24 protein-coding genes are annotated in these 26,058 nt (G+C 72.6%); 18 read left to right on the forward strand and 6 right to left on the reverse strand.

The features are described from left to right. The first annotated feature begins 57 nt into the window (after positions 1–57). From EV378_RS14125 to EV378_RS14135, 3 genes are all read left to right on the forward strand, one after another. On the forward strand, positions 58–1,947 hold the full coding sequence (locus EV378_RS14125; RefSeq protein ID WP_132425064.1) for a propionyl-CoA synthetase: 1,890 nt from the start codon (positions 58–60) through the stop codon (positions 1,945–1,947). A gap of 105 nt (positions 1,948–2,052) precedes the next feature. Next, entirely contained in the window at positions 2,053–2,331 is a 279-nt protein-coding gene (locus EV378_RS14130; protein WP_132425067.1) for a hypothetical protein, read from the forward strand. An 85-nt stretch (positions 2,332–2,416) separates the two neighbouring features. Beyond that, positions 2,417–2,608 carry a ferredoxin gene (locus EV378_RS14135; protein ID WP_132425070.1) on the forward strand — a complete coding sequence of 64 codons (192 nt, stop codon included), beginning with the start codon at positions 2,417–2,419 and terminating at the stop codon, positions 2,606–2,608. A gap of 10 nt (positions 2,609–2,618) precedes the next feature. Here the strand turns inward: EV378_RS14135 and EV378_RS14140 are convergent, their stop codons facing one another. Continuing rightward, positions 2,619–3,056, reverse strand: coding sequence for a VOC family protein (locus EV378_RS14140; RefSeq protein ID WP_132425073.1), 438 nt, complete (start codon positions 3,054–3,056; stop codon positions 2,619–2,621). Between the two features lie 143 nt (positions 3,057–3,199). Here EV378_RS14140 and EV378_RS14145 point away from each other — a divergent pair, with 143 nt between their 5' ends. The 4 genes from EV378_RS14145 to EV378_RS14160 all read left to right on the forward strand — a co-directional run bounded on the left by EV378_RS14145 (position 3,200) and on the right by EV378_RS14160 (position 6,872). Beyond that, a complete protein-coding gene (locus tag EV378_RS14145; RefSeq protein ID WP_243653448.1) occupies positions 3,200–4,426 on the forward strand; it encodes an MFS transporter in 1,227 nt (408 codons plus the stop codon). Between the two features lie 81 nt (positions 4,427–4,507). Continuing rightward, positions 4,508–5,515: an ATP-binding cassette domain-containing protein gene (locus EV378_RS14150; RefSeq protein WP_132425079.1), complete on the forward strand. Its 1,008-nt coding sequence runs from the start codon at positions 4,508–4,510 to the stop codon at positions 5,513–5,515. Next, on the forward strand, positions 5,512–6,327 hold the full coding sequence (locus EV378_RS14155) for an ABC transporter permease (protein WP_132425082.1): 816 nt from the start codon (positions 5,512–5,514) through the stop codon (positions 6,325–6,327). The genes EV378_RS14150 and EV378_RS14155 overlap by 4 nt, the downstream gene beginning before the upstream one ends. A gap of 5 nt (positions 6,328–6,332) precedes the next feature. Continuing rightward, complete coding sequence (locus EV378_RS14160) at positions 6,333–6,872, forward strand: GNAT family N-acetyltransferase (protein WP_243653449.1); 540 nt, start codon at positions 6,333–6,335, stop codon at positions 6,870–6,872. 240 nt (positions 6,873–7,112) lie between these two features. Here EV378_RS14160 and EV378_RS14165 read toward each other — a convergent pair whose 3' ends face one another. The 3 genes from EV378_RS14165 to EV378_RS14175 all read right to left on the reverse strand — a co-directional run bounded on the left by EV378_RS14165 (position 7,113) and on the right by EV378_RS14175 (position 10,098). Then, positions 7,113–7,703, reverse strand: coding sequence for a hypothetical protein (locus tag EV378_RS14165; protein ID WP_132425085.1), 591 nt, complete (start codon positions 7,701–7,703; stop codon positions 7,113–7,115). A 329-nt stretch (positions 7,704–8,032) separates the two neighbouring features. Next, positions 8,033–9,142, reverse strand: coding sequence for a DUF4190 domain-containing protein (locus tag EV378_RS14170; protein ID WP_132425088.1), 1,110 nt, complete (start codon positions 9,140–9,142; stop codon positions 8,033–8,035). 143 nt (positions 9,143–9,285) lie between these two features. Continuing rightward, positions 9,286–10,098: a DUF72 domain-containing protein gene (locus EV378_RS14175; protein WP_132425091.1), complete on the reverse strand. Its 813-nt coding sequence runs from the start codon at positions 10,096–10,098 to the stop codon at positions 9,286–9,288. A 33-nt stretch (positions 10,099–10,131) separates the two neighbouring features. On the opposite strand from EV378_RS14175, the gene EV378_RS14180 reads away from it, so the two are divergent. The 7 genes from EV378_RS14180 to EV378_RS14210 all read left to right on the forward strand — a co-directional run bounded on the left by EV378_RS14180 (position 10,132) and on the right by EV378_RS14210 (position 20,153). Then, positions 10,132–10,821 (forward strand): SDR family oxidoreductase, encoded by a 690-nt coding sequence (locus tag EV378_RS14180; RefSeq protein WP_132425094.1) that lies wholly within the window; start codon positions 10,132–10,134, stop codon positions 10,819–10,821. After that, the gene (locus tag EV378_RS14185) at positions 10,814–11,635 is read left to right on the forward strand and encodes a serine hydrolase domain-containing protein (protein WP_132425097.1); all 822 of its coding nucleotides are present in this window, start codon (positions 10,814–10,816) and stop codon (positions 11,633–11,635) included. Before EV378_RS14180 ends, EV378_RS14185 begins: the two co-directional genes overlap by 8 nt. Positions 11,636–11,676: 41 nt before the next feature. After that, complete coding sequence (locus EV378_RS14190) at positions 11,677–12,459, forward strand: SAM-dependent methyltransferase (protein WP_165922283.1); 783 nt, start codon at positions 11,677–11,679, stop codon at positions 12,457–12,459. Between the two features lie 125 nt (positions 12,460–12,584). Further along, positions 12,585–13,277 carry a response regulator gene (locus EV378_RS14195; protein WP_132425103.1) on the forward strand — a complete coding sequence of 231 codons (693 nt, stop codon included), beginning with the start codon at positions 12,585–12,587 and terminating at the stop codon, positions 13,275–13,277. After that, entirely contained in the window at positions 13,277–14,908 is a 1,632-nt protein-coding gene (locus tag EV378_RS14200) for a sensor histidine kinase (protein WP_132425106.1), read from the forward strand. The genes EV378_RS14195 and EV378_RS14200 overlap by 1 nt, the downstream gene beginning before the upstream one ends. Positions 14,909–15,835: 927 nt before the next feature. Then, entirely contained in the window at positions 15,836–19,747 is a 3,912-nt protein-coding gene (hrpA, locus tag EV378_RS14205; protein WP_279389648.1) for an ATP-dependent RNA helicase HrpA, read from the forward strand. A gap of 31 nt (positions 19,748–19,778) precedes the next feature. Next, a complete protein-coding gene (locus tag EV378_RS14210; protein WP_132425109.1) occupies positions 19,779–20,153 on the forward strand; it encodes a VOC family protein in 375 nt (124 codons plus the stop codon). A gap of 140 nt (positions 20,154–20,293) precedes the next feature. On the opposite strand, the gene EV378_RS14215 is transcribed toward EV378_RS14210, so the two are convergent. Next, positions 20,294–21,199: a LysR family transcriptional regulator gene (locus tag EV378_RS14215; RefSeq protein ID WP_132425112.1), complete on the reverse strand. Its 906-nt coding sequence runs from the start codon at positions 21,197–21,199 to the stop codon at positions 20,294–20,296. Positions 21,200–21,273: 74 nt separating this feature from the next. Between EV378_RS14215 and EV378_RS14220 the strand changes: the two genes are divergently transcribed. The 4 genes from EV378_RS14220 (at position 21,274) to EV378_RS14235 (ending at position 24,855) form a co-directional block, all read left to right on the forward strand. Further along, entirely contained in the window at positions 21,274–22,098 is an 825-nt protein-coding gene (locus tag EV378_RS14220; RefSeq protein WP_132425115.1) for an SDR family NAD(P)-dependent oxidoreductase, read from the forward strand. A gap of 26 nt (positions 22,099–22,124) precedes the next feature. Continuing rightward, on the forward strand, positions 22,125–22,727 hold the full coding sequence (locus EV378_RS14225) for a TetR/AcrR family transcriptional regulator (RefSeq protein ID WP_243653451.1): 603 nt from the start codon (positions 22,125–22,127) through the stop codon (positions 22,725–22,727). Between the two features lie 39 nt (positions 22,728–22,766). Further along, on the forward strand, positions 22,767–23,534 hold the full coding sequence (locus EV378_RS14230; RefSeq protein ID WP_132425118.1) for an alpha/beta fold hydrolase: 768 nt from the start codon (positions 22,767–22,769) through the stop codon (positions 23,532–23,534). A 127-nt stretch (positions 23,535–23,661) separates the two neighbouring features. Beyond that, positions 23,662–24,855 (forward strand): acyl-CoA dehydrogenase family protein, encoded by a 1,194-nt coding sequence (locus tag EV378_RS14235; RefSeq protein WP_132425121.1) that lies wholly within the window; start codon positions 23,662–23,664, stop codon positions 24,853–24,855. Here EV378_RS14235 and EV378_RS14240 read toward each other — a convergent pair. Further along, the gene (locus tag EV378_RS14240; protein ID WP_132425124.1) at positions 24,852–26,057 is read right to left on the reverse strand and encodes an oxygenase MpaB family protein; all 1,206 of its coding nucleotides are present in this window, start codon (positions 26,055–26,057) and stop codon (positions 24,852–24,854) included. The genes EV378_RS14235 and EV378_RS14240 overlap by 4 nt on opposite strands. Position 26,058: the final 1 nt, after the last annotated feature.

Consider the following 26,058-nt stretch of genomic DNA (forward strand, 5'->3'; position numbering starts at 1 on the left):
GTCGGTGGTGGGCAATAGTGTCGGAGCTCACCAGCCGAGCGCGACGAAGGAGGCGGCGTGACCACCTACGAGGAGATCTTCCGGTCGAGCGTCGAGGACCGCGAGGGGTTCTGGCTGCGGGCCGCGGGGGTCCTGGACTGGCAGGTGGCGCCCACCCGCGCGTTGGACGACGCGAACCCGCCGTTCTACCGCTGGTTCCCGGACGGCGAGCTGAACGTCGCGCACAACGCGCTGGACCGGCACGTCGACGCCGGCAACGGGGAGCGCACGGCGCTGGTCTACGACTCGCCGGTCACCGGCACGAAGCGCTCGTACACCTACGCCGAGCTGCGCGACGAGGTCGCGACGTTCGCCGGCGTGCTGCGCGACCTCGGGGTGGAGAAGGGCGACCGGGTCGTCCTCTACATGCCGATGGTCCCGGAGGCCGCGGTCGCGATGCTGGCCTGCGCGCGGCTCGGCGCGATCCACTCCGTGGTGTTCGGCGGGTTCGCCGCCAAGGAGCTCGCGGTCCGGATCGACGACGCCGCCCCCAAGGTCATGGTGTCCGCGTCCTGCGGGATCGAGGGTCAGCGGGTCATCGAGTACAAGCCGCTGCTGGACAAGGCGATCGAGCTGGCCACGCACAAGCCGGACCGCAACGTCGTGCTCCAGCGCCCGCAGGCCGAGGCGTCCATGGGAGAGAAGGACGTGGACTGGGCCGACGCCGTCGCGAACGCGACCCCGGCCGACCCGGTCACGGTCACGAGCACCGACCCGCTCTACATCCTCTACACGTCCGGCACGACCGGGAAGCCCAAGGGCGTCGTGCGTGACTCCGGCGGCTACGCGACGGCGCTGGCCTGGTCCATGCCCAACATCTACGACGTCGGCGCGGGCGAGGCCATGTTCACCGCCTCCGACGTCGGGTGGGTCGTCGGGCACTCCTACATCGTCTACGCGCCGCTGCTGGCCGGGGCGACGACCGTGCTCTACGAGGGCAAGCCGGTCGGCACGCCGGACGCGGGCCAGTTCTGGCGGGTGATCGCCGAGAACAACGTGAAGTCGATGTTCACCGCACCGACCGCGTTCCGGGCGATCAAGAAGGAGGACCCCGACGGCGAGTTCACCAGGCAGTACGACCTCTCGAACTGGCGCTACCTGTTCCTGGCCGGCGAGCGGCTGGACCCGGAGACCTACCGGTGGGCGTCCGACCTGCTGAAGATCCCGGTGATCGACCACTGGTGGCAGACCGAGACCGGATGGTCGATCGCCGCCAACCCGGCCGGCATCGAACTGCTGCCGATCAAGCCGGGATCGCCCACCCGTCCGATGCCGGGGTGGGACGTGCAGATCCTGGACGCCGACGGCAACCACTGCGGCCCGGACTCCGACGGCGCGATCGTCTGCAAGCTGCCGATGCCTCCCGGCGCGCTGCCGACACTGTGGAACGACGACGAGCGCTTCCTGTCGTCGTACATGCAGGCCTTCGACGGGTACTACCTCACCGGGGACGGCGGGCACCTCGACGCCGACGGCTACGTCTTCGTCATGGGGCGCACCGACGACGTGATCAACGTGGCCGGCCACCGCCTGTCCACCGGCGGGATGGAGGAGGTCCTTGCCTCGCACGCCGACGTCGCGGAGTGCGCCGTGATCGGCGTGGCGGACTCGATGAAGGGGCAGGTCCCGCGCGGGTTCGTGGTGCTCAAGGCCGGTATCGACGGTGCCGCCGATGGCTACGAGGAGAAGCTGCGCGGGGAGCTCGTGCAGATGGTGCGCGACCAGATCGGTGCCGTCGCGTCGTTGAAGGACGTCGCGATCGTGCAGGGCCTGCCGAAGACCCGCTCCGGCAAGATCCTCCGCAAGACCATGCGCGGGATCGCCGACGGCGACGACGAGCCGGTGCCGTCGACCATCGAGAGCGTCGACGTGCTCGACGCGCTCCGCCCGGTGCTCCGCAAGGAGTAGTACCCCGCGCGTAACACGATCGGGGGCGGCCGTCGATAGGGGTTCGACGGCTGCACCCGCTCCCCGGGCTCCCCTGCGGTCGTCGTCGGACACCGGAGGCATCCCATGGACGGGACCCGAACCGCACGGATCGTGGCACTCACGGCCGGCGTCGCACTGGTGGTGGCCCTCACGGCCGCCACGCTGCTGACGTCGGGAACGCGCGGCCTGGACGCGGGCCGGCAGGCGACCGCGTCGCTGACGGAGCGGACGCCGGTCCTGCTCCGTTCGGCCGAGCACGGGACGAGCGCGGCCGTACCGCGCACGACCCCGCCGCCGACGTTGCCCGAGCCGGCTCCCGCACCGGCCAGGACGGCTGCGGCGGCGACCGCGGAGCACCCCTGATCCTGCACCGGGTTAGGTAGACATAACCGCAGGTCAGGGCACGCTCAGTCCAGCGCGGACGCCCGCGCGGGTGCACCATGTCACCATGAAGGTGAACGTCGATTTCGACCTGTGCGAGAGCAACGCCATGTGCATGGCCGCCGCGCCCGAGGTGTTCGAGGTCCGCGACGACGACTACCTCTACATCCTCGACGAGACGCCCGCCGAGGCGCTGCGCCCCAAGGTCGAGGAGGCCGCGCGCAGCTGCCCCAAGGCCGCGATCACGATCGAGGACTGAGGTCCGGAGCTCACGTGATCTCGTAGGCCGTGCCGATCTGCTCCTGCAGCTCGGCGCGGTTCAGTTCGCGCCCGCTGGTCACGATGCTCCATCGGTGACCGGCGGGATCGAACAGCCACCCGCCGCGGTCGCCGTGCGCGTCGGTGACCGGGCGTTCGACCCGTGCCCCGAGCTCGACGGCGCGGGTGAAGACGGCGTCCACGTCGTCGACGTCGAGCACCAGGGACACCGGCGTGCCCGCACCGTCCTGCGGGGCGAGCACACCGCCCTCGGGCCACTCGTCGGCCAGGAACATCCGGCGACCGCCGATCTCCAGTTCCGCGTGCCCGATCTTCCCCGTCCCGGGTTCGGTCCACCGGGCAACCTCGGTCGCGCCGAACGCATCGACGTAGAACGCGATGGCCGCGGCGGCGTCGCGCGCCGCCAGGTACGGGATCAGATCCGTCATGGACGCACCGTAGGGCCGCCGAGCGCCCGACCGATTGAACGGATGGGAACGAACGGCGCCTCGGCGACCTCGGGGGGAGCCGCGCATCCGGGGTGACCGGATCGACGTCCGCCCGGCCCGCAAATCGGTTAGCGTTGCTCATCGTGAGCATTGCGACGGAACCGGACACGGCGACGCCGGGGGCGTTCCGGGTCGCCGCGGGAGCGGTCGCGGTGACGACCGTGTCCGTGCTGCCGGTGTTCCTCACCGGCGCGCTGTCCGTGCAGCTCACGGCCGACCTGGGGTTCGACCCGTCCGGTCTCGGGCTGGTCGTCGCGCTCTACTTCGGCGTGAGTGCGTTCTTCTCGCTGCCGGTCGGCATGGTCGTCGAGCGGTTCGGGTCGCGCGTGACCAGCCGGATCGCCGTCGTCGGTGCGGCCGTGCTGATGGCCGTGCTCGCGGTCGGTGCGCGGTCGTACGGCTCGCTCGTCGCGATCCTGCTGTGCGGCGCGTGGTGCAACGTCATGGGGCAGCTGTCGTCGAACCTCACGCTGGCGCGGTCGGTGCCGGAACGACGGATGGGGCTCTCGTTCGGCGTGAAGCAGGCCGCCATCCCGACGGCGACGTTGCTGGCCGGCGCCGCCGTCCCGGCCGTCGCGCTGACCGTCGGGTGGCGCTGGGCCTACGCGATCGGCGCGGTGCTCGCGCTGGCCGCCCTGACCGCGACGCCGCGCGGCAACGCGGCCCCCGACGGTGGACGACCGGCGCCGGGACAGCGTGCGACGGCGGCGCTCGGCGTGATCGGCGGCGCGTCCGGCCTCGCGGCGGGGACGGCGACGGCGCTGGGCATCTTCCTCGTCGCGTCCGCCGTGGACCGCGGCGTCGACCCGGGCCTGGCCGGTCTCGTGCTGACGATGGGCAGCGTGATCGGCCTCGCCATGCGGATGTTCCACGGCTGGTGGGCCGACCGCCGCGAGGAGGCGCGGCGGACGTCGCAGCGGCGCGGCGGCGGGCACATCGGTGTCGTCGCGATCAGCCTGGCGCTCGGCGCGATCGGCTTCGGGCTGCTGGCCGTACCCGGATCGTCCGCCCTGGTCGTCGGGACCGTGCTCGCGTTCGGACTCGGATGGGCCTGGCCCGGGTTGCTGCAGTTCGCCGTGGTGCGGCTCAACCCGTCGGCTCCGGCGGCTGCGACGTCGATCGTGCAGGTCGGCGTGTACGCGGGCGGCTTCGGCGGGCCGATCGTGTTCGGCTGGCTGGCCGCGCACGCGTCGTTCCCGGTCGCCTGGTCGGTCGCGGCCGTGAGCATGATCGTCTCGGCGGCTCTCATGGTCGTGGGCAGGCGGATGCTGCTGGCGCACGCGGCCCGCCACCCCGCTCCGGCGAGCTGAACCCGCTCGAAACTGTCGGTGCCCTCGGGCAGAGTGATCCTTGCCGGGTCCGCACGGGATCCGACAGCGAGGGGAGCCGGGATGGCGGACGCGATCCGCGCCACGGGGCTGGTGAAGCACTACGGGAAGGTCCGGGCGCTGGACGGGGTGGATCTGGCCGTCCCGGAGGGCACGGTGCTCGGCCTGCTCGGGCCGAACGGGGCCGGGAAGACCACCGCGGTACGGGTACTGACGACGCTCCTGGTGCCGGACGCCGGGACGGCCGAGGTCGCCGGGGTGGACGTGCTGGCCGAGCCTGCGAAGGCGCGCAGCAGGTTCGGGCTGTCCGGGCAGTACGCCGCCGTGGACGAGTACCTGTCCGGCTACGAGAACCTGGAGATGATCGGCCGCCTCTACCGGCTGGGCAGGCGGCACTCCCGGGAGCGGGCGCGCGAGCTGCTGGCCGACTTCGACCTGAGCGACGCGGCGGACCGTCCGACGAAGACGTACTCCGGCGGGATGCGACGGCGACTGGACCTGGCGGGCGCGCTGGTCGCCGATCCCCCGGTCCTGTTCCTGGACGAGCCGACCACCGGGCTGGACCCGCGCAGCCGGACCGACCTGTGGGACGTGATCAAGAAGCTGGTCTCGCGCGGGACGACGCTGCTGCTCACCACGCAGTACCTCGAGGAGGCCGACGTGCTGGCCGACGACATCATCGTCATCGACCACGGAAAGGTCATCGCGCAGGGCACGGCCGATCAGCTCAAGTCGCAGGTCGGTGGCGAGCGCCTCGAGATCACCGTCGCCGACGGCGCGGAGCTGCGGTCGGTCGCGGCCGCGCTCGGGTCGCTCGGGGTCGGCGAGCCGGTGCTCGACGATCATCGCCGCTCGCTGTCCATCCCCGTCTCGGGCGGGGTCGACGTGCTGCGGGACGCGCTGGACCGGCTGCGGGACAGCGGCACGAAGGTCGACGACGCGGGCCTGCGCCGCCCGACCCTGGACGACGTGTTCCTCACCCTCACCGGCCACCCGCCGTCCTCGGACGACGGCGCCGAGAGCACGGACGACGCAGCGGCCGAACCGGTCGGGAAGCAGGTGGCCGGATGAACGCGGCCGCGGCGGCGATCTCGGACGCGACGGTCGTCGCGAAGCGCAACCTCATCAAGATCAAGCGGGTGCCGGACCTGCTGGTCTTCACGACGCTGTCGCCGATCATGTTCGTGCTGCTGTTCGCGTTCGTGTTCGGCGGCGCGATCGACCCGAGCGGCGGCGGTGCGGGGTACCGCGAGTTCCTGATCGCCGGGATCTTCGCGCAGACCGTGGTGTTCGGGGCGACCTTCACCGGCGTCGGGCTCGCCGAGGACGTCAAGAAGGGGATCATCGACCGGTTCCGCTCGCTGCCCATGGCGCCGAGTGCGGTGCTCGTCGGGCGGACGCTGTCCGACGTCCTCTACAACGTGATCACGCTCGTGGTGATGTCGCTGACCGGCCTGATCGTCGGGTGGAGCATCAACACGTCGGTCCTCGAGGCGCTGTGGGGCTTCGTGCTCCTGCTGATCTTCGCCTACGCGATCTCCTGGTTGATGGCGCTGATCGGCATGATCGTGCCCAGCCCCGAGGTGGTGAACAACGCGTCGTTCATCGTGATCTTCCCGCTGACGTTCGTGGCGAACACGTTCGTCCCGCTGGACACGCTGCCCGGCCCGTTGCGGACGTTCGCCGAGTGGAACCCGGTCTCCGCGGTGACCCAGGCCGCGCGGGAGCTGTTCGGCAACCCCGACCCGAACCCGCTCGCCGTGCCGTCGACGGCGTGGCCGTTGCAGCACCCGCAGCTGTACACGCTGATCTGGGCCGCGGCTGTGGTGCTGGTGTTCGCGCCACTGGCGACCGCCCGGTACCGACGGGCGGCGAGCCGCTGACCGGCGTGTCCGCGCCGGCCCGGGTCGCGTTCCTGCCGGCGGACGCGGCCCGCGACGGCGCGGCGATGGCGTCGCTGGCCGAGATGGTCAACGCCGTCTACACGGTCGCCGACACCGGACTGTGGACCGAGCCGTTCCACCGGACGAACCCCGACGAGCTGGTTCGCCACACCCGCGACGGCGAGCTCGCCGTGGCCCGTGTGGACTCGCGGGTCGTCGGGTGCGTCCGCGTCCGCATGGTCGACGACGCGACCGCCGAGTTCGGTCTGCTCGCCGCGGACTCCTCGCAGCGGGGCACCGGCATCGGCCGCGAGCTCGTCCGGTTCGCCGAGCAGACCGCCCGCGCGACCGGCCGCACCGTCATGGAGCTCGAGCTGATGGCCCCGCGCGACGGCCCGCACCCGGCGAAGGACTTCCTCGCCGCCTGGTACGGGCGCCTGGGCTACCGCTTCGTGGGCCAGAACGACCTGGCGACCGTCCACCCCGGACTCGGCCCGCGCCTGGCCCGACCGTGCGACTTCCGGCGCTACCGCAAGGACCTCTGAGCAGCCGAACCCCCGGCGGCCGCCGTTCGCTCACCCGTCGCCCCCCGCACCCGGGTCAGCCGCCACCTCGCAGGGCATCACCGGACGTCGCAGGCGCTACACGGCCTGCGAGGTCGGACGAAGCCCTGCGAGGTCGGTTGATCGCCCGTGCGGAGGCCCTCCCCGGTACTCCGGGAAGGGCCTCATGGAGCTGGACCGCGTCGTGCGTGACCACCGCGGTCCGGGAGCGGTGGGGCGAGCTCAGCCGACCTGGTCGGTCCAGACCGCGCGCTCTGCGGAGAAGCCCATCGGGGCGAACTGCAGCAGGTACCGGCCGGACTCGGCCGCCGTGCGGTCGAAGCAGACCTCGCCGGTGGTCGTGCGGCCCCCGGCGAGCTGTCCGGCCGCGAGCGAGGTGTCGGTACCGAGCAGTCCGGTCGACACGGTGCGGGCGGACGGGTTCCGGAGCTTCCAGTCGTACATCGCGTCGATGCTCTCCGGCGACGAGCCGACGTTCCGGTAGGTGACCGTCGAGCACAGGGTGGGGCCGAACATCGACTCACGGGCCGTCAACGGGCTCGCGGTCATCCGGAGCTGGCCGACGGTCAGGGTGTCCCCGGCGTTGCCGTTCGTCGTGACCGGCGCCGGGGAGAGGGCCGGGCCGATCAGCAGGACCGCCACCACCAGGCCGGCGGCGGCCACGACGGAGAGGACGACCGAGCCGACACGGTTGCGCCGGGTACGCGGGGTGGGGGATGCGCTGGTGTCGTCGCCCTGCCTCTGGGCGGGGATGACCGGCATGCCGGCCGGCGCCGTCGAGGTGTTGTGAGAGGTGTTCTGCGAGGTGGTCACGACAGGTGAGTCGCGCGAGCCCGGTCCGGCGTTGTCCTCACGAGACCCGGTTCATCACAACTGACGACCGAACGGAGTAGCGCCGCCGTTCTGTCCGGCCTAGAAGCGTCACGACCTCGCACGGCGTTGCCGGTTCTCGCAGGTCGTGCACGATCTGCGGCGTCGGGTATGCCCCTGCGAGGTCGGGCGTCAGGTCGGGACGTCGGGGCCGCACAGGGTCCCGACACGCCTGAGGCCCTCCCCGGGCGTCCCCGGGAAGGGCCTCATGGAACCGGACCGCTGTTGTGCGTGACCACCGGCGCGGTCCGGAAGCGCGCGGTGAGGAGGGGTCAGCCGACCTGGTTCAGCCAGGCGCCGCGGTCGGAGGAGAAGGTCATCGCGTCGTACAGCAGCACGTACTGGCCGGAGGCTGCGTTGTTCTGGTCGAAGCACACATCACCGGATGTCGTGCCACCGGGGGCGAGCTGCCCGGCTGACAGGGCCTTGTCGCTGCCCGTGAACCCGGTCATCAGCGCGGCACCGTTCGGGTCCTGCAGCTTCCAGTCGAAGCCGCCGTTGAAGGAACCGGTGGTGGAGCCGTTGTACTTGTAGGTGACGGTCGTGCAGAGCGTCTTGCCGAGCGTCGAGTCGCCCGGCTTCAGCGCACTGGCGGTGACCTGCATGTCGCCGACGGTCAGGGTCTCACCCGGCTTGCCGATCACATCGCTCGTCGTCGCACCCGGGAACGCGCCGCCGGACTGTGTGCTGCCGGACGACGCCGGGACCGAGCCCGTGGACGGCGCCGGGGTGGTGGCGACCGCGTTGCTGAACGCCGCGACCCACACGACGCAGAGGATCAGGCCGATCGCCGAGAGCACCGTGCCGGAGATCGCCACGCCCTTGTTGTCCGCCTTGCCGGACCGGAGCCGGACGACACCGACGATGCCGAAGATCAGGCCGAGGATCGAGAGCGGCCATGCGATCATGCCGATGATCGGGATCATCGCGAACAGCACGGCGAGGATGCCGAGCACCAGCGCCGTCGTGCCCAGACCGTTGCGGGGCGGACGCGGCGGCTGCCCGCCGCCGGACGGATACTGCGGCAGCGGCGGCTCACCGGAGCGCTGGGCCGGGATGCCGGCCGCAGGCTGCTGCGGGAGACCGGCCGGGGCGCTGAAGTCCTGGCGCGCGTGCGGGCCGGACGCCGGACCGGCGTAGCCGCCGTAGCCCTGTGCCGGGCCCTGCGGGGCGTAGCTCTGCCGGTCGTGGCTCTGCGGGTGGTTGCCCTGCGGGGCGTAGCCGCCCTGCTGCGGGTACCCGGTCGACATCGACGCCTGGAACGGCTGCTGCGGACCGGCGTTCCACTGCGTCGCGGGGGCGGCGTGGCGCGGGTAGGAGTTCGGGGCGTACGGCTGGGCGGGCTGGGCCTGCGGGCCGTAGGGGTTCTGCGGAGTGGTCACGTCCGGCTTGTCGAGCGCCCGGCACGGCCCGTATCAGCGCCGGCCGCCCGCTCAACAACCTTGAGGATGAGATAACGATTTCTTCACCCGTTCGGGTAGCTGTACAGCACCGAACAGTCCCCGCTCCGCAGGGCCGTGCGGAGTCATCCCAGCCGGGCGGCGAGGGCCATCGCGTCGTTCGGGGCGTGCACCTTCACGTCGTTGTCGAAGTACGCGACGACGTCGCGGCCCTCCCCGCTCCAGCCGCGGATCTTCTCCGCCCACCGGTCCAGCGCCTCCGACGTGTAGCCCCCGGCGTACAGCTCGTCCTGCCCGTGCAGGCGGACGTAGACGAGGTCGGCCGTCGGCTCGTCGAACACCGGCCACTCCCCGGCCGAGTCGGACAGCACGAGCGCGACGCCGTGCTCACGCAGCAGCGCGGCGAACGCAGGGTCCCGGAACGACTCGTGCCGCGGCTCGATCGCGTGCCGCAGCGGCCGATCGGTGTCGGTGTCGGTCACGGCCCGGTCGTCCAGCCGTTCGTCGTGCTTCCGCGCCAGCGACGCGGCGGCGGACGTGCTGCGCGGCAGCAGGTGCAGGAACGACGAGACCCTGGCGGCGTCGAACCGCATCCGCGGCGGCAGCTGCCACAGGACCGGACCGAGCTTGGGCCCGAGCGTCAGCACGCCGGAGGCGAGGAAGTTCGCGACCGGTGTCTCGACATCGCGCAGCTGCTTCATGTGCGTGACGAAGCGCGGCCCCTTCACCGAGAACAGGAAGTCGTCCGGTGTCTCGGCGAACCAGGACCGGTAGCTGTCCGGGCGCTGCAGCGCGTAGAACGAGCCGTTGATCTCGATGCTGGACACCGACCGGGACAGGTACTCCAGCTCGCGCCGCTGCACGAGGCCCTCCGGGTAGAACGTCCCGCGCCACGGCGGGTACCGCCAGCCCGAGGTGCCGATCCGGATGTCGCCCACCGGCCCAGGATCCCCGGTGCGACGATGGCGCGCATGAGCCCTCAGAACGCCACCGTCGTCACCGGGGCCGCCGGGGCGCTCGGCCGCGCCGTCGTCGACGAGTTCCGCTCCCGTGGCGCGTACGTCGTCGCGCTCGACCGGCCCGGCGACACCCTCGACTCGCTCGCGGTCACCGGCGAGGTACAGCCGATCGCGGTCGACCTCGCCGACCGCACGGACGTCGCCACGGCGTTCGAGGCCGTCGACGCGCTGGGCATGCCGGTCGGGGCGCTCGTCGCGCTGGCAGGCGGCTACGCGGGCGGCGCACTGTCCGAGGTGGACGAGGAGGCGCTGACCGGCCTGTTCGACACGAACGTCGGGTCGCTGCTCTGGGCCGCCCAGGCCGCGGCCCCGCGGATCGCCTCGGCCGGCGGCGGCTCGATCGTCACGGTCGGTTCGCGGACCGCGGTCACCGGCGCGGCGCCGCTCGTGCACGGCACGACGAAGGCGGCCGTCGTCCGGCTCACCGAACTGCTCGCCGAGGACCTGCGCACGCAGGGGATCCGGGTCAACTCGGTGCTGCCGTCGGTGATCGACACCCCGGCCAACCGGTCCTGGATGGACGACGACATGGTCGCGCGTGCCGTCGCGCCCGCGGCGATCGCGAAGGTGATCGCGTTCCTGTGCAGCGACGACGCGGCACCGGTCAGCGGCGCCCTGGTCCCGGTGTACGGCGATGCCTGAGCTCGCCACGGCCGTCCGCCGCGTCCTGGACTGGCCGGTCGACCACGTCGCGGCCGCTGTCGTCGACGCGCACGGGACCGTCGTCGCCGACGCCGGTGACACCGACCGCGAGTTCGGGCTGGCGTCGGTCACGAAGCTGTTGTCCGCCTACGCCGTGCTGGTCGCGGTCGAGGAGGGCGCCGTCGAGTGGGACCACCCGGCGGGCCCGCCCGGCTCGACCGTGCGCCACCTCGCCGCGCACGTCTCCGGCCTCGCGTTCGACGACGACACTGTGCAGGCCGATCCGGGCACCCGGCGGATCTACTCCAACACCGGCTTCGCCGTGCTCGGCGACACCGTCGCGGAGGCCACCGGCATCGCGTTCGCCGACTACCTGCACGAGGCCGTCTGCGAGCCGCTCGGCCTGTCGTCCACCCGGCTGAAGGGCTCACCGGGCGCGGGCGCCGTGTCCACGGTCGACGACCTCGCCCGCTTCGCCGCCGAGCTGCAGTCCCCGACGCTGCTCGACCCACGCACCGTCGCCGAGGCCACCTCGGTCGCGTTCGGGGGCCTCGACGGGATCCTGCCGGGCTACGGCCGCCAGCGCCCCAACGACTGGGGACTCGGGTTCGAGATCCGCGACGGCAAGTCTCCACACTGGACCGGCGCGCAGAGCTCGGCCCGCACGTTCGGCCACTTCGGACAGTCAGGCACGTTCCTCTGGGTCGATCCGGACGCCCGCGCCGCCGCCGTCGTGCTGACCGACCGCGACTTCGGGCCGTGGGCCCATGAGGCGTGGCCGGTGTGGACGGACGGGGTCCTGGAGGCGCTCTGACCGCCACCGGGCCCGATCCGGACACGTGGGACGATCGCATGATGACCGACGACGCCGCCCCCGGCGTGGACGCGACCGTCCCCTCCCCGGCTCGCATGTACGACTACTACCTGGGCGGCAAGGACAACTTCGCGGTCGATCGCGAGGCCGCCGAGCAGGTGATCGAGGCCCATCCGCAGCAGCGGCTGCTGGCCCGCAACAACCGCGCGTTCCTCACCCGCGCCGTGCGCCACCTCGCGGACGCGGGCATCGACCAGTTCGTCGATCTCGGTGCGGGTGTCCCCACGGAGCCGGCCACACACCAGACGGCGCGGGCCATGACGCCGGGGGCGCGCGTCGTGTACGTCGACGAGGACCCGGTCGTGCTGGCGCACGCCCGCGCGTTGCTCGGCACCGACGACGGCATCGGCGTCATCGGGGCGGACGCACTGGACCCGGAGCAGGTGCTCACCGACCCCGAGCTCGCCCGCTTGATCGACTTCTCACGGCCGGTCGGGTTGCTGGCCGTCGCGCTGTTCCACTTCAACCCCGATCCCGGCCCGGAGCGGGTGATCACCGCGTTCCGCGAGCGGATGGTGCCCGGCTCGTGGCTCGTACTGTCCACCGGTAGCACCGAGGGGCTCGGCGAGTCCGAGCTGGCGGAGCTGCATCGCGGTTACTCGGGCACGCCGCGCGGCATGCACCTGCGCAGCCGGGAACAGATCGAGTCCCTGTTCGACGGGTTCGCGCTCGTCGAACCGGGCGTGGTGGACGTGTCGCAGTGGCGCGGCAACGCGGAGCAGACCCCGGTGCAGATCCTGGCGGGCGTGGGCCGGCTGCACTGAGCGCGGAGCCCGCGGAGCGCGCATCGGCACCGAGCGCGGAGCCGCTGATACACGGGCCGGCCAGCCGTTGCGCTGGTCATCCCCCGCGCGGCACGATCGTCCGGACTCGGCGAGGAGGCGATGGCATGCCGCACCGGGTGCTGGTCGTCGACGACGACGAGCGTGTCCGCACCATGGTCAGCTGGCAGCTCGAGGCCGAGGGGTTCACGGTCGCCCAGGCACCGGACGGCCGGGGCGCACTCGCCGCGATCCGTGAGGAGCGTCCCGACCTGGTGGTGCTGGACCTGTCGCTGCCGGGCGTCGGCGGCCTGGACGTGCTGCGACGGGTGCGCAACGAGGAGAAGGCGTCCGGCGGTCCGCAGCTGCCGGTCATCGTGCTCTCCGGCCGGAGCGGGGAGACCGACCGCATCGTCGGGCTGGACCTGGGCGCCGACGACTACCTGGTCAAGCCGTTCTCGCCGGGTGAGCTGGCCGCCAGGGCACGGTCGGTCCTGCGCCGCTCCGCCCCGCCTCCGGCCGCGGAACCGACGACCGTCGGCGGACTCGTCGTCGACGAACCGTCCCGCGAGGTGTCCGTGGACGGTCGCTCCGTCGACCTGACCGCCCGCGAGTTCGACCTGCTCGCCTTCCTCACCCGCCACCCCCGTCAGGTGTTCACCCGCTCCCAGCTGCTCGAACACGTCTGGGACGCGACGCCGGAGTGGTGCAGCGAGGCGACCGTGACCGAACACGTGCACCGGCTGCGAGGCAAGCTCGACCCGGCGGGCGACCGGTTCGTGCGCACGGTCCGCGGTGTCGGCTACCGCCTGGAGGCCTGATGTCCGTCGCGGGTACCGCGTTCGATCTGGACCACGCGGACAGCGTCGCCCTGCTCGACCGGCAGACCGAGATGCTCGAGCGGATCGCGGCGGGTGCCGCACTGTCGGAGATCCTCACCGGGATCGCGACGTCGCTCGAGGAGCTGGTGCCGGGGTCGCGCTGCTCGGTCCTGCTGCTGGACGCCGTGTTCGGGACCCTGCACCACGGCGCGGCGCCGTCGTTGCCGACGGCGTACTCCGCGTGCATCGACGGGATGTCGATCGGGGACAACGCGGGCTCCTGCGGCACCGCGGCCTACCTGGAGCGACCGGTCGTCGCCGAGGACATCACGACCGACCCGCGCTGGGAGGCCTATCGCGAGCTCGCGACCCCGCACGGGCTGCGGTCGTGCTGGTCGAGCCCGATCCTCAGCCGCACCGGCGTGCTCGGCACGTTCGCCGTCTACCACGACCGCACCCACCGTCCGACGCCCCGCGAGGAGCGGCTGGTGGAGCGGCTGACCCATCTGGCGTCGGTCGCGATCGACCACTCCGGGCTCTACGGCGCGCTGTCCGAGAGCGAGGAACGCTTCCGGCGCGCGTTCGAGGACAGCGCCACCGGTATGGCTCTGACCACCACTGACGGCGTCACGACCCGCGTCAACCGCGCCCTGCGCGAGCTGTTCGACCTCTCCGACGAGGAACTCATCGGACGACCGCTGGACGAGCTCCTGACCCGTGTCGCCGACACCGGCCCGGTCGGCGACGGAACCTCCTACGAGGCGAGGGCGTGGCGGCCCGACGGCGCGGAGCTGGAGCTCGCGGTCGCCGTGTCCGAGGTGCGGGGCGCCGACGGCGAGGCGGTCTACCTCAGCGTCAACGTCCTGGACCTGACCCAGCGCCGCGCCGCGCAACGCGAGCGCCTGGCCCGGCACGAGGCCGAGGTGGCCCGGTCGGCCGCCGAGGCGGCCAGCCGCGCGAAGTCCGACTTCGTCTCCGCACTCGGTCACGAACTGCGCACGCCCTTGCAGGCGATCACCGGGTTCACCGAGCTGCTCGGCACGCTGAACCTGCCCGCCGAGCGGGCCGTCGCCGCGCGCGAGCACATCGCCGGAGCGGCGCAGCACATCCTCTCGCTCGTCGACGACGTGCTGGACGTCGCCCGGATCGAGGAGGGTGCGCTGCCGCTGAGCGTCGTCGACGTCGGCACGGACGCCGCCGTCGGCGAGGTCCTCGACCTGCTGTCGCCGCTGGCGCACGGCCGGTCCGTCGAGCTCGCCCGTGGTGGTCCGCCGCTCGCCGTCCTCGCCGACGAGCGCAGGCTGCGCCAGGTTCTGATCAACCTGGTGGGCAACGGCGTCCGCTACAACCGGCCCGGCGGACGGGTGGACGTGACCTGCGCCGAAGCGGGCGACTCGGTCACCGTCACCGTCGCGGACACCGGTCGCGGGATCCACGCCGACCGTCTGAGCAGGTTGTTCGTCCCGTTCGACCGTCTCGAGGCCGACGACGAGGCCGACCCCGGCGTCGGTCTCGGGCTCCCGCTGGCCAGGGGGCTGGTCGGGGCGATGGACGGGACGCTCGAGGTGACCAGCGAGATCGGTGTGGGAACGACCGTCGTCGTGACCCTGCCTCGCTCACCTGGGGATTGACCGGTCGTTGTGATCGTCGTGGCGACGGGGTGACCCGCGCCCTGCACACTGGTCCGTCCCGGCCAGGACCGGCACGGGGCGGCGACCCCTCGGCCGCCCCGTGCCCCCTCACTCCTGCGACCGCGGATTCCTGTCGGTGCCTTTCCCTACTCTCCTTCGTGGCCGCCGATCTCCGAGTTCGTGCGATCCACCATCGCGGCTGGTCGGCGCGGTCTTCGAGTGGGCGCGGGCCGATAGTCGACGCCGGCCCGGAAGATCTCCCGGCACGTCGGGAATGATCCGCCGACCTCGCCCGTTGGAAGGACTGTCCGAGCCGGGCGATGCCGAGTCCCCGGGCCGCAATTGAAATAGCCGCCGCGGACTACCGTCCGGCTGGAGCCGCGGTGTGCCCCTCGCCGCGAGGCGACCGGCGCCCGGTTCGGACACCTAATCCGATTGCACGACAGGTGCGAACCCGGTCACGATGATCGCGGCCGGTTCGAGCAGGACCGGCGCACCAGGCACACTGAAACGACGATGTCCACATCTCCCGCCTCGACGTCCGGCGGCCGCCGGGACCACGGCGGGCGGCCCGGTTCCTCCGACTCACGTCGACCCACCGAAGACTCCCGTCGACCCACCGAAGACTCCCGTCGACCCACCGAAGACTCCCGTCGACCCACCGACGAGTCCGGTCGATCCTCCGGATCCACCCGCGGAGGACGACGCAGCACTTCTCGTCAGAACGACATCACCGAACCCGCAGGCCACGACGCCGCAGCGCAGGCCGCCCCCGACCCGGAGGGCGCCGCGCGCGGCCGCCCTGGCGGGCGGCGGCGACCGCGCCGTCGCCCGCCGCGGGGCCGCGGCGCGCAGACCGCGCCCGGCCCCGCCCCCGACGCACCGTCCGACTCCGCGGACGCCGTCCCGTCACTCGACCGCGAGGCCCTGGACGCGCTCCGACAGCGGATCGAGGAACTCGGACCCGCCGAGGGCGACCGGTTGCGCCACCGTCTGGACCGTTCCCGCGACGGGCGCGCGCAGGAGCGCGTGGCCGGTGCCGTCGCGTCCGCGGAGAACCGCATCGCCCGCCGCCGGGCCGCCCTCCCGCACATCACCTATCCCGCGACGCTGCCGGTCACCGCGCGTCGCGAGGAGATCGCCGAGGCGATCCGCGACAACCAGGTCGTGATCGTCGCCGGCGAGACCGGGTCCGGGAAGACCACCCAGCTCCCGAAGATCTGCCTGGAGCTGGGCCGCGGCGTGCACGGCATGATCGGCCACACCCAGCCGCGGCGCCTCGCCGCGCGCACGGTCGCCGCCCGGATCGCCGACGAGCTCGGCGTCGAGATCGGTGGCGCGGTCGGCTGGAAGGTGCGGTTCACCGACCAGGTGGGCGACTCCACCATGGTCAAGCTGATGACCGACGGGATCCTGCTGGCCGAGCTGGCCGGTGACAAGGACCTCGCCCAGTACGACACGCTGATCATCGACGAGGCGCACGAGCGCAGCCTCAACATCGACTTCATTCTCGGCTATCTGACGCGATTGCTGCCGCGACGTCCGGACCTCAAGGTCGTCATCACGTCGGCGACGATCGACCCGGAGCGCTTCGCTCGGCATTTCGGCTCGGAGACCGACCCGGCACCGATCGTCGAGGTCTCCGGGCGGACGTACCCGGTCGAGGTGCGCTACCGCCCGGTCGTCGACCCCGACGACCCGGACGCCGACCCGGACCGCGAGCAGACCACCGCGATCGGCGACGCCGTCGCGGAGCTGCAACGCGAGGGACCCGGCGACGTGCTCGTGTTCCTGCCCGGCGAGCGGGAGATCCGGGACACCGCGGACGAGTTGGAGCGCAGGCAGTTCCGCAACACGGAGATCCTGCCGCTGTACGCACGTCTGTCCACGGCGGAACAGCAGCGGGTCTGGCAGCCGCACGCCGGCAACCGCGTCGTGCTGGCCACGAACGTCGCCGAGACGTCGCTGACCGTGCCGGGGATCAGGTACGTCGTGGACACCGGAACGGCCCGGATCTCACGCTACTCGCGCCGGCTCAAGGTACAGCGGCTGCCGATCGAGAAGATCTCGCAGGCGTCGGCCAACCAGCGCGCAGGCCGATGTGGACGGACGAGTGACGGCATCGCCGTCCGGCTCTACGCCGAGGACGACTTCGACGCCCGCCCGGAGTTCACCGACCCCGAGATCCTGCGGACGAACCTCGCGTCGGTCGTGCTGCAGATGATCGCGCTGGACCTGGGCGAGATCGCCGAGTTCCCGTTCGTCGAGCCGCCGGACAAACGGGCCGTCGCGGACGGGCTGGACCTGCTGCACGAGCTCGGCGCGCTCCGGCCGGACCGGCGGTCGCTGACCGCCGTCGGCGAGTCGCTGTCCCGGCTGCCGGTCGACCCGCGGCTGGGGCGGATGCTCGTCGAGGCGCATCGCAACGGCTGCCTGCGCGAGGTCCTCGTGATCACCGCAGCGCTGTCCGTCCAGGACCCCCGCGAGCGCCCGGCAGAGGCGCGCGAGGCCGCGGACGCCCAGCACCGCCGGTTCTCGACGGACGGCTCGGACTTCCTCGCCTACCTGCGGCTGTGGGACCATCTCGACGAGCGCCGGGAGGCACTGTCCGGCAGCAAGTTCCGCCGCGAGCTGCGCGACCAGTACCTGCACTACCTGCGCGTGCGCGAGTGGTGGGACCTGCACGGCCAGCTCCGCCAGGCGGCGCGCTCGTCGGGCATGGACCTGAACGAGCGCAACCCCGACTGGGCCGCGCACGCCGACCGGATCCACCAGTCCGTGCTCGCCGGGCTGCTGTCCCAGGTCGGCATGGTCGATCCGCTCGCGGAGAAGAAGAAGGGCGAGAAGCAGCGCGGGCCGCGCGAGTACCTCGGCGCACGCGGCGCGAAGTTCGCGATCTGGCCCGGCTCCTCGCTGGCCAGGAAGCCGCCGCACTGGGTGATGGCCGCCGAACTCGTCGAAACGACGAGATTGTGGGCGCGCACGGTCGCGCCGGTGCAGCCGAACTGGATCGAGCCGCTCGCCGCACATCTCGTCAAGAAGACATATTCGGAACCGCACTGGTCACGCAAGCGCGCGTCCGCCGTGGCGACCGAACGCGTCACGCTGCACGGCATCCCGCTCGTCGCGGACCGGACGGTCGCGTTCGGCACGATCGACGCCGAGGTGAGCCGCGACCTGTTCCTGCGACACGCGCTCGTCGAGGGCGACTGGGACACCCGGCACCGGTTCTTCCACGCCAACCGCGAGCTGCTCGACGACGCCGAGGAGCTGGAGCACCGCGCGCGGCGGCGCGACCTCGTGGTGGACGAGGACACGCTGTTCGCGTTCTACGACGAGCGCATCCCGGCCCACGTGGTGTCCGGCAAGCACTTCGACACGTGGTGGCGCACGGAGTCCAAGCGGAACCCGGGGCTGCTGGACTACACCGAGGAGATGCTCGCGACCGAGGCCGCGCGCGGCGTGGACCGGTCCGCGTACCCGGACCACGTGTCCGCAGGCGGTCTCACGCTGCCGCTGTCCTACGCGTTCGAGCCCGGCCACCACACCGACGGGGTGACCGTCGACGTCCCGCTGGCCGCACTGCACCAGGTGGATGCAACGCCGTTCTCCTGGCAGGTGCCGGGGCTGCGCGAGGAGCTCGTCACCGCGCTGATCAAGACGCTGCCGCGGACGCTGCGCCGCAACTTCTCCCCCGCTCCGGACCACGCGCGCGCCGTGCTCGCTCGCCTGCGCTCGCGGGACGAGCCGCTTCTCGACGGGCTGGAGCGCGAGCTGGGGCGGATGCGGAACGTCGAGATCCGGCGCGAGGACTGGGAGCTGGAGCGGCTGCCCGAGCACCTGACGGTGACGTTCCGGGTGCTCGACGCGGGCGGCGCCGAGATCGCCCGCGGTACCGACCTGGAGGAGCTGCGACGCGAGCTGGCCCCGAAGGTGCGCGAGGAGCTCGCCTCGGCGGGCAGCGAGGTCGAGGCCACCGGGCTGACCGCCTGGACGATCGGCGAGCTGCCCCGCGAGCTGCCGATCCGGCGCGGGACGCACACCGTGACCGGCTTCCCCGGCCTGCTCGACCGTGGCTCCACGGTGGACGTCCGGGTGTTCGCGACGGCCGCGGAGCGGGACCCGTCGCACCACCGCGGCGCCCGGCGGCTGCTGATGCGGAACACGGCGTCGCCGGTGAAGCAGGTCCGACGTGGACTGGACAATGCCGCCCGGCTCGCCCTGTCCCGCAACCCGCACGGAACGCTGGACGACCTGCTGTCCGACTGCACGACGGCCGCGGCCGATCTCCTGATGGCCCGCGGCGGCGGGGACCCGTTCGACCGGAAGCAGTTCGACCGGCTCGCCGAGCTCCTGCGCATGCGTCTGCCGGCGACGACGCTGCAGGTGCTCGACGCGGTGCGCGGGGTACTCGAGGTCTGGCACCGCGTTCAGGCTCGGCTCGGCGAGATGCGCGGACCGGCGACCCGCGACGGCGTCGACGACGTCCGCGCGCAGCTGGACCGGCTCGTCCGACCGGGGTTCGTGACCGACGCGGGGGCGACCCGTCTCGGCGACGTCCGCCGCTACCTGCAGGCGATGGAGCTGCGCCTGGACAAGCTGCACGCCGACCCGGGCCGCGACGCGCGGTGGCGTGCGGAGGTCGCACCGGTCGAGCGGGAGTACCGGCAGCTGCTGGCCGCGCTGCCGGACGGCGTCGAACCGTCGGCGGAGCTGCACGAGATCGGCTGGATGGTCGAGGAGCTGCGGGTGTCGCTGTTCGCGCACCCGATGAAGACCCGCATGCCGGTGTCCGTGCAGCGCGTCGAGCGGGCGATCGACGAGCTCCCGGCGGCCTGAGACTGTCGGTGCCCGCCGTTACCGTCGGGGCATGCCGATCGCCAAGCTCAGCCTGACCGCGCTCGACTGCCCGGACACGCTCGCGCTCGCCCTGTTCTACAGCCGGATCACCGGCTGGCCGGTCGCCGACGACAGCCACCCCGGCTGGGCGGAGCTGGAGTCCGGCGGCGCAGGCGCGACGCTCGCGTTCCAGCTCGTCGAGGACGGCGAGTTCCGCCCGCCGGAGTGGCCGGGGCAGGAGCACCCGCAGCGCATGCACGTCGACTTCGACGTCCCGGACCTCGACGAGGGCGAACGCGCCGTGCTGGAGATCGGCGCCCGCAAGCACGACGTGCAACCGAAGCCGGACTCGTTCCGGGTGTTCCTGGACCCGATCGGCCATCCGTTCTGTCTGGTGAAGGCCTGAACCCTCACCGCAGGTCGCGGAAGAACGCGCGGACGTCGTCGACCAGGAGCTGCGGTTCCTCCTTCGCGGCGAGGTGGCCGCCGCGGTCGACCTCGGTCCAGCGGGCGATCGTGTGATGCGGACGACGACGGTCCGCGATCTCACGCCATCCGCGCCGCGTCCTCCCGGATCGCGCGGACCAGCGCGGCCGCCGCGTTCGACGGGTGCGCCGCGGTCACCGCGAGCAGGCTGCGGTCCGGTGGGCCGGCCGGGTCGCGGACCGGGAGCCAGCGCACGTCGCGCGGGACGGAGTCGGCGGCCAGACCCGGCACCAGCGTGATCCCGAGCCCGGCCGCCACCAGGCCGAACCGCGTCGCCCAGTGCCGCACCTCGTGTCCGACGTGCGGGTCGGCGAGTCCCGGCCACGGTCCGAACTGCGGCTCGCCCGCCGCACCCGTCCCGACGATCCACGTCTCGCCGGCCAGCTCGGCCACGTCGACGACGTCGGAGTCGGCCAACCGGTGGTCCCGCCCGACCGCGACACCGGACCCGCGCGGGATCCGGAGCGGTTCGGCTCGTAGCCCGTCGAGGTCCTGGTCCGGGAGCCCCTCCCCGACGGCGACGACCGCGACCTCGACCCGGCCGGCCCTCAGCCGTCGTAGCTGCAGGGGGGTCGCCGCCTCCTGCAGGTCCACGCGCAGGTCCGGGTGACGGGCACGGACGCGGGCGATCGCCCGGGGCAGCAGCACGGCGGCCGCCGTCGGGAACGCGGAGACGACGAGCCGCCCGGCGAACCGGTCCCGCACGCCCGCGACCTCCTCCAACGTGCCGTCGATCTCCCCCAGCACCCGGCCGGCCCGGCGCACGACCACCTCCCCCGCGGCCGTCGGCCGCACACCCCGCGGGAGCCGCTCGAACAGCTCCGTCCCCACCGCGGCCTCGGTGGCCGCCACCTGCCGGGACACGGCCGACTGCGTGTAGCCGAGCACCGTCGCGGCCCCGCTGAACGAGCCCTGCCTGGCGACCTCGTGCACGACCCGCAGCCCCGCGACCGTCAGCTCCGCCACGTATGCGATTCAAGCATGTCCATCGTGCGAAAGCATCGCTTGTCGCATGCGTCCGGCGCGCGCACGGTGGAGCCATGACGAACACGACCTGGTTCCTGACCGGCGCGTCCCGCGGCTTCGGTCGCCTGTGGACCGAGGCGGCGCTGCAGCGCGGCGACCGCGTCGCCGCCACCGCCCGGGATGCGAGCACGCTCGACGACCTGGTCGCGCGGTACGGCGACGCGATCCTCCCGCTGACGCTCGACGTCACGGACCGGGACGCGGTGTTCGGCGCCGTCCGCAGGGCGACCGACCACTTCGGACGCCTCGACGTCGTCGTGAACAACGCGGGCTACGGCCACTTCGGCACCGTCGAGGAGCTGACCGAGCACGAGATCCGCGACCAGATGGAGACGAACTTCTTCGGCGCGCTCTGGGTCCTGCAGGCCGCGCTGCCGGTGATGCGCGCGCAGCACAGCGGGCACCTGATCACCGTGACCAGCGAGGGCGGCGTCCGGGCGTACCCCGGGATCGCGGCGTACCACGCGTCGAAGTGGGCGGTGGAGGGTCTGACCCAGTCGCTCGCCCATGAGGTGCGCGCCCTCGGGATCCGGGTGACGAACGTGGAGCCCGGCCCGTACGAGACCGGCTGGCTGGAGGCCGGCCGGTCCAGCGAGCGGATGCCGGCCTACGACCACCTGCGCGAGCAGGGCGTCACGTTCGAGCCGGGCGATCCGGCCGCGACGGCACGGGCCCTACTCATGGTCGTCGACGCCGACGAACCGCCGCTGCGGGTGTTCTTCGGCCGCTCCTACGAGCCGGTCCGCGAGCAGTACCTCGCGCAGCTCGACGAGTGGGAGCGCTGGAACGACGTCGCCCTCGCCGCGTTCGGCGAGCAGCGCGGCACCGTCACGACCTGAGCCGGGGTCTCGGTAGCGTCGCGCTCGTGGTGACCGACCCGCCCGCCCGTCGCACCCAGGAGCAGCGACGCGCCGAGACCGAGCGCAGCGTCGTCGACGCCGCGACCGAGCTCATCGCCCGCTCCGGCTCCCGCCCGATCACCCTGGCCCAGGTGGGCGAGGCCGCCGGCTACAGCCGCGGCATCGTCCGCCACCAGTTCGGCAGCCGGGAGCGCCTGATCGAGGCGGTGCTCGACCGGGCACAGCGCATGGACCTGCCCGACTACGCCGGTGACGGCCTCGCGCAGCTCGTCGGCATCGTCGAGACCTACCTGCGGGCGGTGTCCCGCCCGACGCCGTCCACGGCCGCGTTCCTCCGGCTGTGGATGGAGGCGCTCGCCGCGGACCCGGTCGTGTCACCGCTGTTCGCCGAGCGCGACGAAGGGTTCCGCAGCCTCCTGGGCGATGCCGTCCGGCGGGGCGTGGACGACGGCACGGTCCGGGCCGAGGTCGACGCGGACGCGGCCGGAGCCGTCCTGATGGCGATCGTGCGCGGGTCGGCCCTCCAGCTGATCGCCGACCCACCCGTCGACCCGGCCGGCCTGACCTCCGAGGCCGTCCGGACCGTACGGGTCGCGTTCGGTCGATAGTTACTTGCGTGCGTGCACGCAAATATAGATAGTGGGTGTGTGCCGAACACACCCCTGGTCCTCGTCCACGGCAATCCCGAGAACGCCTCCGTGTGGAGCCCGCTGCTCGCCGAGCTCGGACGCGTCGACGCCGTCACCCTCTCCCCGCCCGGCTTCGGGGCTCCGCTGCCGGACGGTTTCGACGCGACCGTCGCCGGCTACCGCGACTGGCTGGTCGCCCGGCTCGAGCGGTTCGACGGCCCGGTCGATCTCGTCGGCCACGACTGGGGCGGCGCGCACGTCGTCGCGGTCGCGATGGCCCGGCCCGACCTGGTCCGCAGCTGGGCATCGGACGCGCTCGGCATCTTCGCCCCGGACTACGTCTGGCACGCGCGGGCGCAGGTGTGGCAGCAGGAGGGGGCCGGGGAGGAGTCCGTCGCGGCGATCTTCGGCGGCTCCCTGGAGGAACGTCTCGCCGTCGTGGACGGGCTCGGGATGACCGGTCCGGCGGCCGAACGCGTCGCCACGGGACTCGATCCGACGATGGGCCGGGCCGTCCTGTCCCTGCTGCGCTCCGCGGTGCAGCCGGTGATGGCCGACGCCGGACGCCGCCTCGCGGACGCCCGGAAACAACCGGGACTGGCGCTCGTCGCGATGCAGGACACCGGCGCGGCCAGCGGCACCGTCGAACAGCACCTGTTCGCGGCGCGCGAGGCGGGAGCCGAGATCGCCGAACTCGCCGGCGTCGGCCACTGGTGGCCGGTGACCGATCCGCGCCCGGTCGCCGCTGCGCTCGACGCGTTCTGGAGCCGTCTCGAACGGCCGTGACGCCGAGCGGACCTCAGACGAACGCGGCGATCGACCGTCTCGCGGACACGTTGATGACGCTCGTGGGGCGCGAACCCTGACGGGAATGCCAGGATCGGCTTCTTCGACGACGAGGAGCCGCTCCGCGATGACCACCCCGTACACCGAGCTCGGCGAGGCACTGGGCACCGACTTCTTCTCGGTCCGCGACCAGTTCACCGAGGAGCAGTGGCAGCGCTTCGCCGACGTGCGCAAGTTCGTCGACCACGAGGTGCTCCCGGACATCAACGGGTACTGGGAGCGCGCGGAGCTGCCGTGGCACCTGTTCCGCAGGTTGCCCGAGCTCGGCGTCGTCGGCGAGGACATCGTCGGGTACGGAGCGGCCGGGATGAGCCCGCTCGCGGTCGGGCTGGTGCACATGGAGCTGCACCGCGGCGACGGGTCGCTGGGCACGTTCCTGGGTGTCCATGCAGGACTGGCCATGCAGTCGATCGCGATGTGCGGCAGCGAGGAGCAGAAGCAGCGCTGGTTGCCGTCGATGTCCACGATGGACAAGCTGGGCGCGTTCGCGCTGACCGAGCCGGAGCACGGGTCGGACTCGATCGCGCTGGAGACGACCGCGACGCCCGACGGCGACCACTGGGTGCTGAACGGGACGAAGCGGTGGATCGGCAACGGGACCACGGCCGACCTGGTCACCGTCTGGGCGCGGAACACCGAGTCCGGCGAGGTGAACGGGTTCGTCGTGGAGACCCCGACCGAGGGCTACTCGGCGAAGGAGATCCCGGGCAAGGTCGCACTGCGGGCGCTCTGGCAGGCCGACATCACGCTCGAGAACGTCCGCGTCCCGGACGAGAACCGCCTGGTGAACGCCACGTCGTTCAAGGACTGCGCGCGCGTGCTGGCGAACACCCGCGGGATCTGCGCGTGGATGGCCCTCGGGCACGCGACCGCCGGCTACGACGCGGCCCTGCGCTACGCGAAGGAGCGGACGCAGTTCGGCAAGCCGCTGGCGTCGTTCCAGGTGGTGCAGCAGCGACTGGTGTCGATGCTGGCGGACCTGACCGGGATGCAGCTCTACTGCATGCAGATCGGACGGCTCGCGGACGCCGGGAAGCTGTCCCCGACCGTCGCGGGCCTGGCCAAGATGAACAACACCCGGACCGCGCGCAAGATCCTCTCTGAGGCGCGGGACATGCTGGGCGGCAACGGGATCCTGCTGGAGCACCACGTCGTCCGGCACTGGGCGGACATCGAGGCGATCCACACGTTCGAGGGCACCGAGACGATGCAGACGTTGATCGTCGGGCGGGACATCACCGGCGAGAGCGCGTTCACCTAGGCGAGGTCGCGCGGGCCCGGACGGGCGGCTCCGAACCGGCGGGCGAGCGCTCCACGGACCCACGCGTCGGACCGCTCCTCCAGCCACCGGCGCCCCCGTTCGCTCCGGGCGACGACGAGCGACTCCACGAGGTTGCGCGCCACCTGGGCCGGGACGACCCACGGCCACGTCACCGGCAGGCCCAGGTCGCGCATGCCGTCGGCGCGCAGGAACAGCCGCAGCAGGCTGAGCAGGCGTCGTCGTTCCCAGTCGCCTCGCAGCCGGTCCAGCCGGCCACCGGTCCGTTCCGACCGCAGGCCGTCCACCAGCGCCGTCGCCAGCCGTGCACCGGACGGCGTGACGTCGCCCTGGGCCAGCAGCACGTGGTGGTTGAACGCGTTCTGCTCGCGCTCGGTGCGGAACAGCCAGTCCTCGTCGACGCCCATCAGCCACCCGACGTACCGCCAGAGGTGCATGATCGCGCGCGACTCCGCCCGGGTGACGTGCCGGCCGAGCAGGCGGCAGCCGAGGATCGCGGTGCTGTTGAACAGCCCGAGCGTCGCGGCCAGGTCGGCCTGGTTGATCGGCAGGCCGAGTGCGGCCGTGTCCCAGTCCCGCTCGTACCGGTTCGCGACGAGCGCGTGCATCGCGCGCACGTGCAGCGTCGCCTTCCAGCCCTCGCCGCCGCGCTCCATCCCGCCCGGCCTGCTGACGGCGAACCCCCACGCCTGGGTCTCGGCGAGCCGGCGCATGGCGCCGGACCCGGTGAGCCCGCCGGTGCGCACGAGCAGCTCGGTGGGGCCGCCGTAGCGGTAGCCGCCGATCAGCGACAGCCCCAGCAGCACGTCCTCGCGGCTGCGACCCAGGCGGCGGTAGGCCCGCGCTCCGCGTTCGACGAGCTCGCGGTCGAGCCAGTCCGGCTCCGGGGTGACGGCGTCGAAGAACGCGTGCAGCGCCGCCGGGGCGTCGGCGGGCGCCACACCCGCCGCGAGCGCGTCGTTCAACGCGCGCATCGTGACCCGCTCCGGGTCGCCGGCGGACCGGCCCATCGCCTCGACCAGCCGGGCGCCCACCTCGTCGCGGCTCGTCATCCGGCGCCCGATCTCGTCGATCAACGACTCGTCGGGTGCCGTCACGCCCGCGGCCATCGCGAGCGGACGGGCGATCCGCGCGTTGCGCTCGGGTGCGGAGCGGAAGCGGGAGGGCACGATCTCTGCCACCATG

It is taken from the genome of Pseudonocardia endophytica, from assembly GCF_004339565.1.
Lineage (GTDB): Bacteria > Actinomycetota > Actinomycetes > Mycobacteriales > Pseudonocardiaceae > Pseudonocardia > Pseudonocardia endophytica.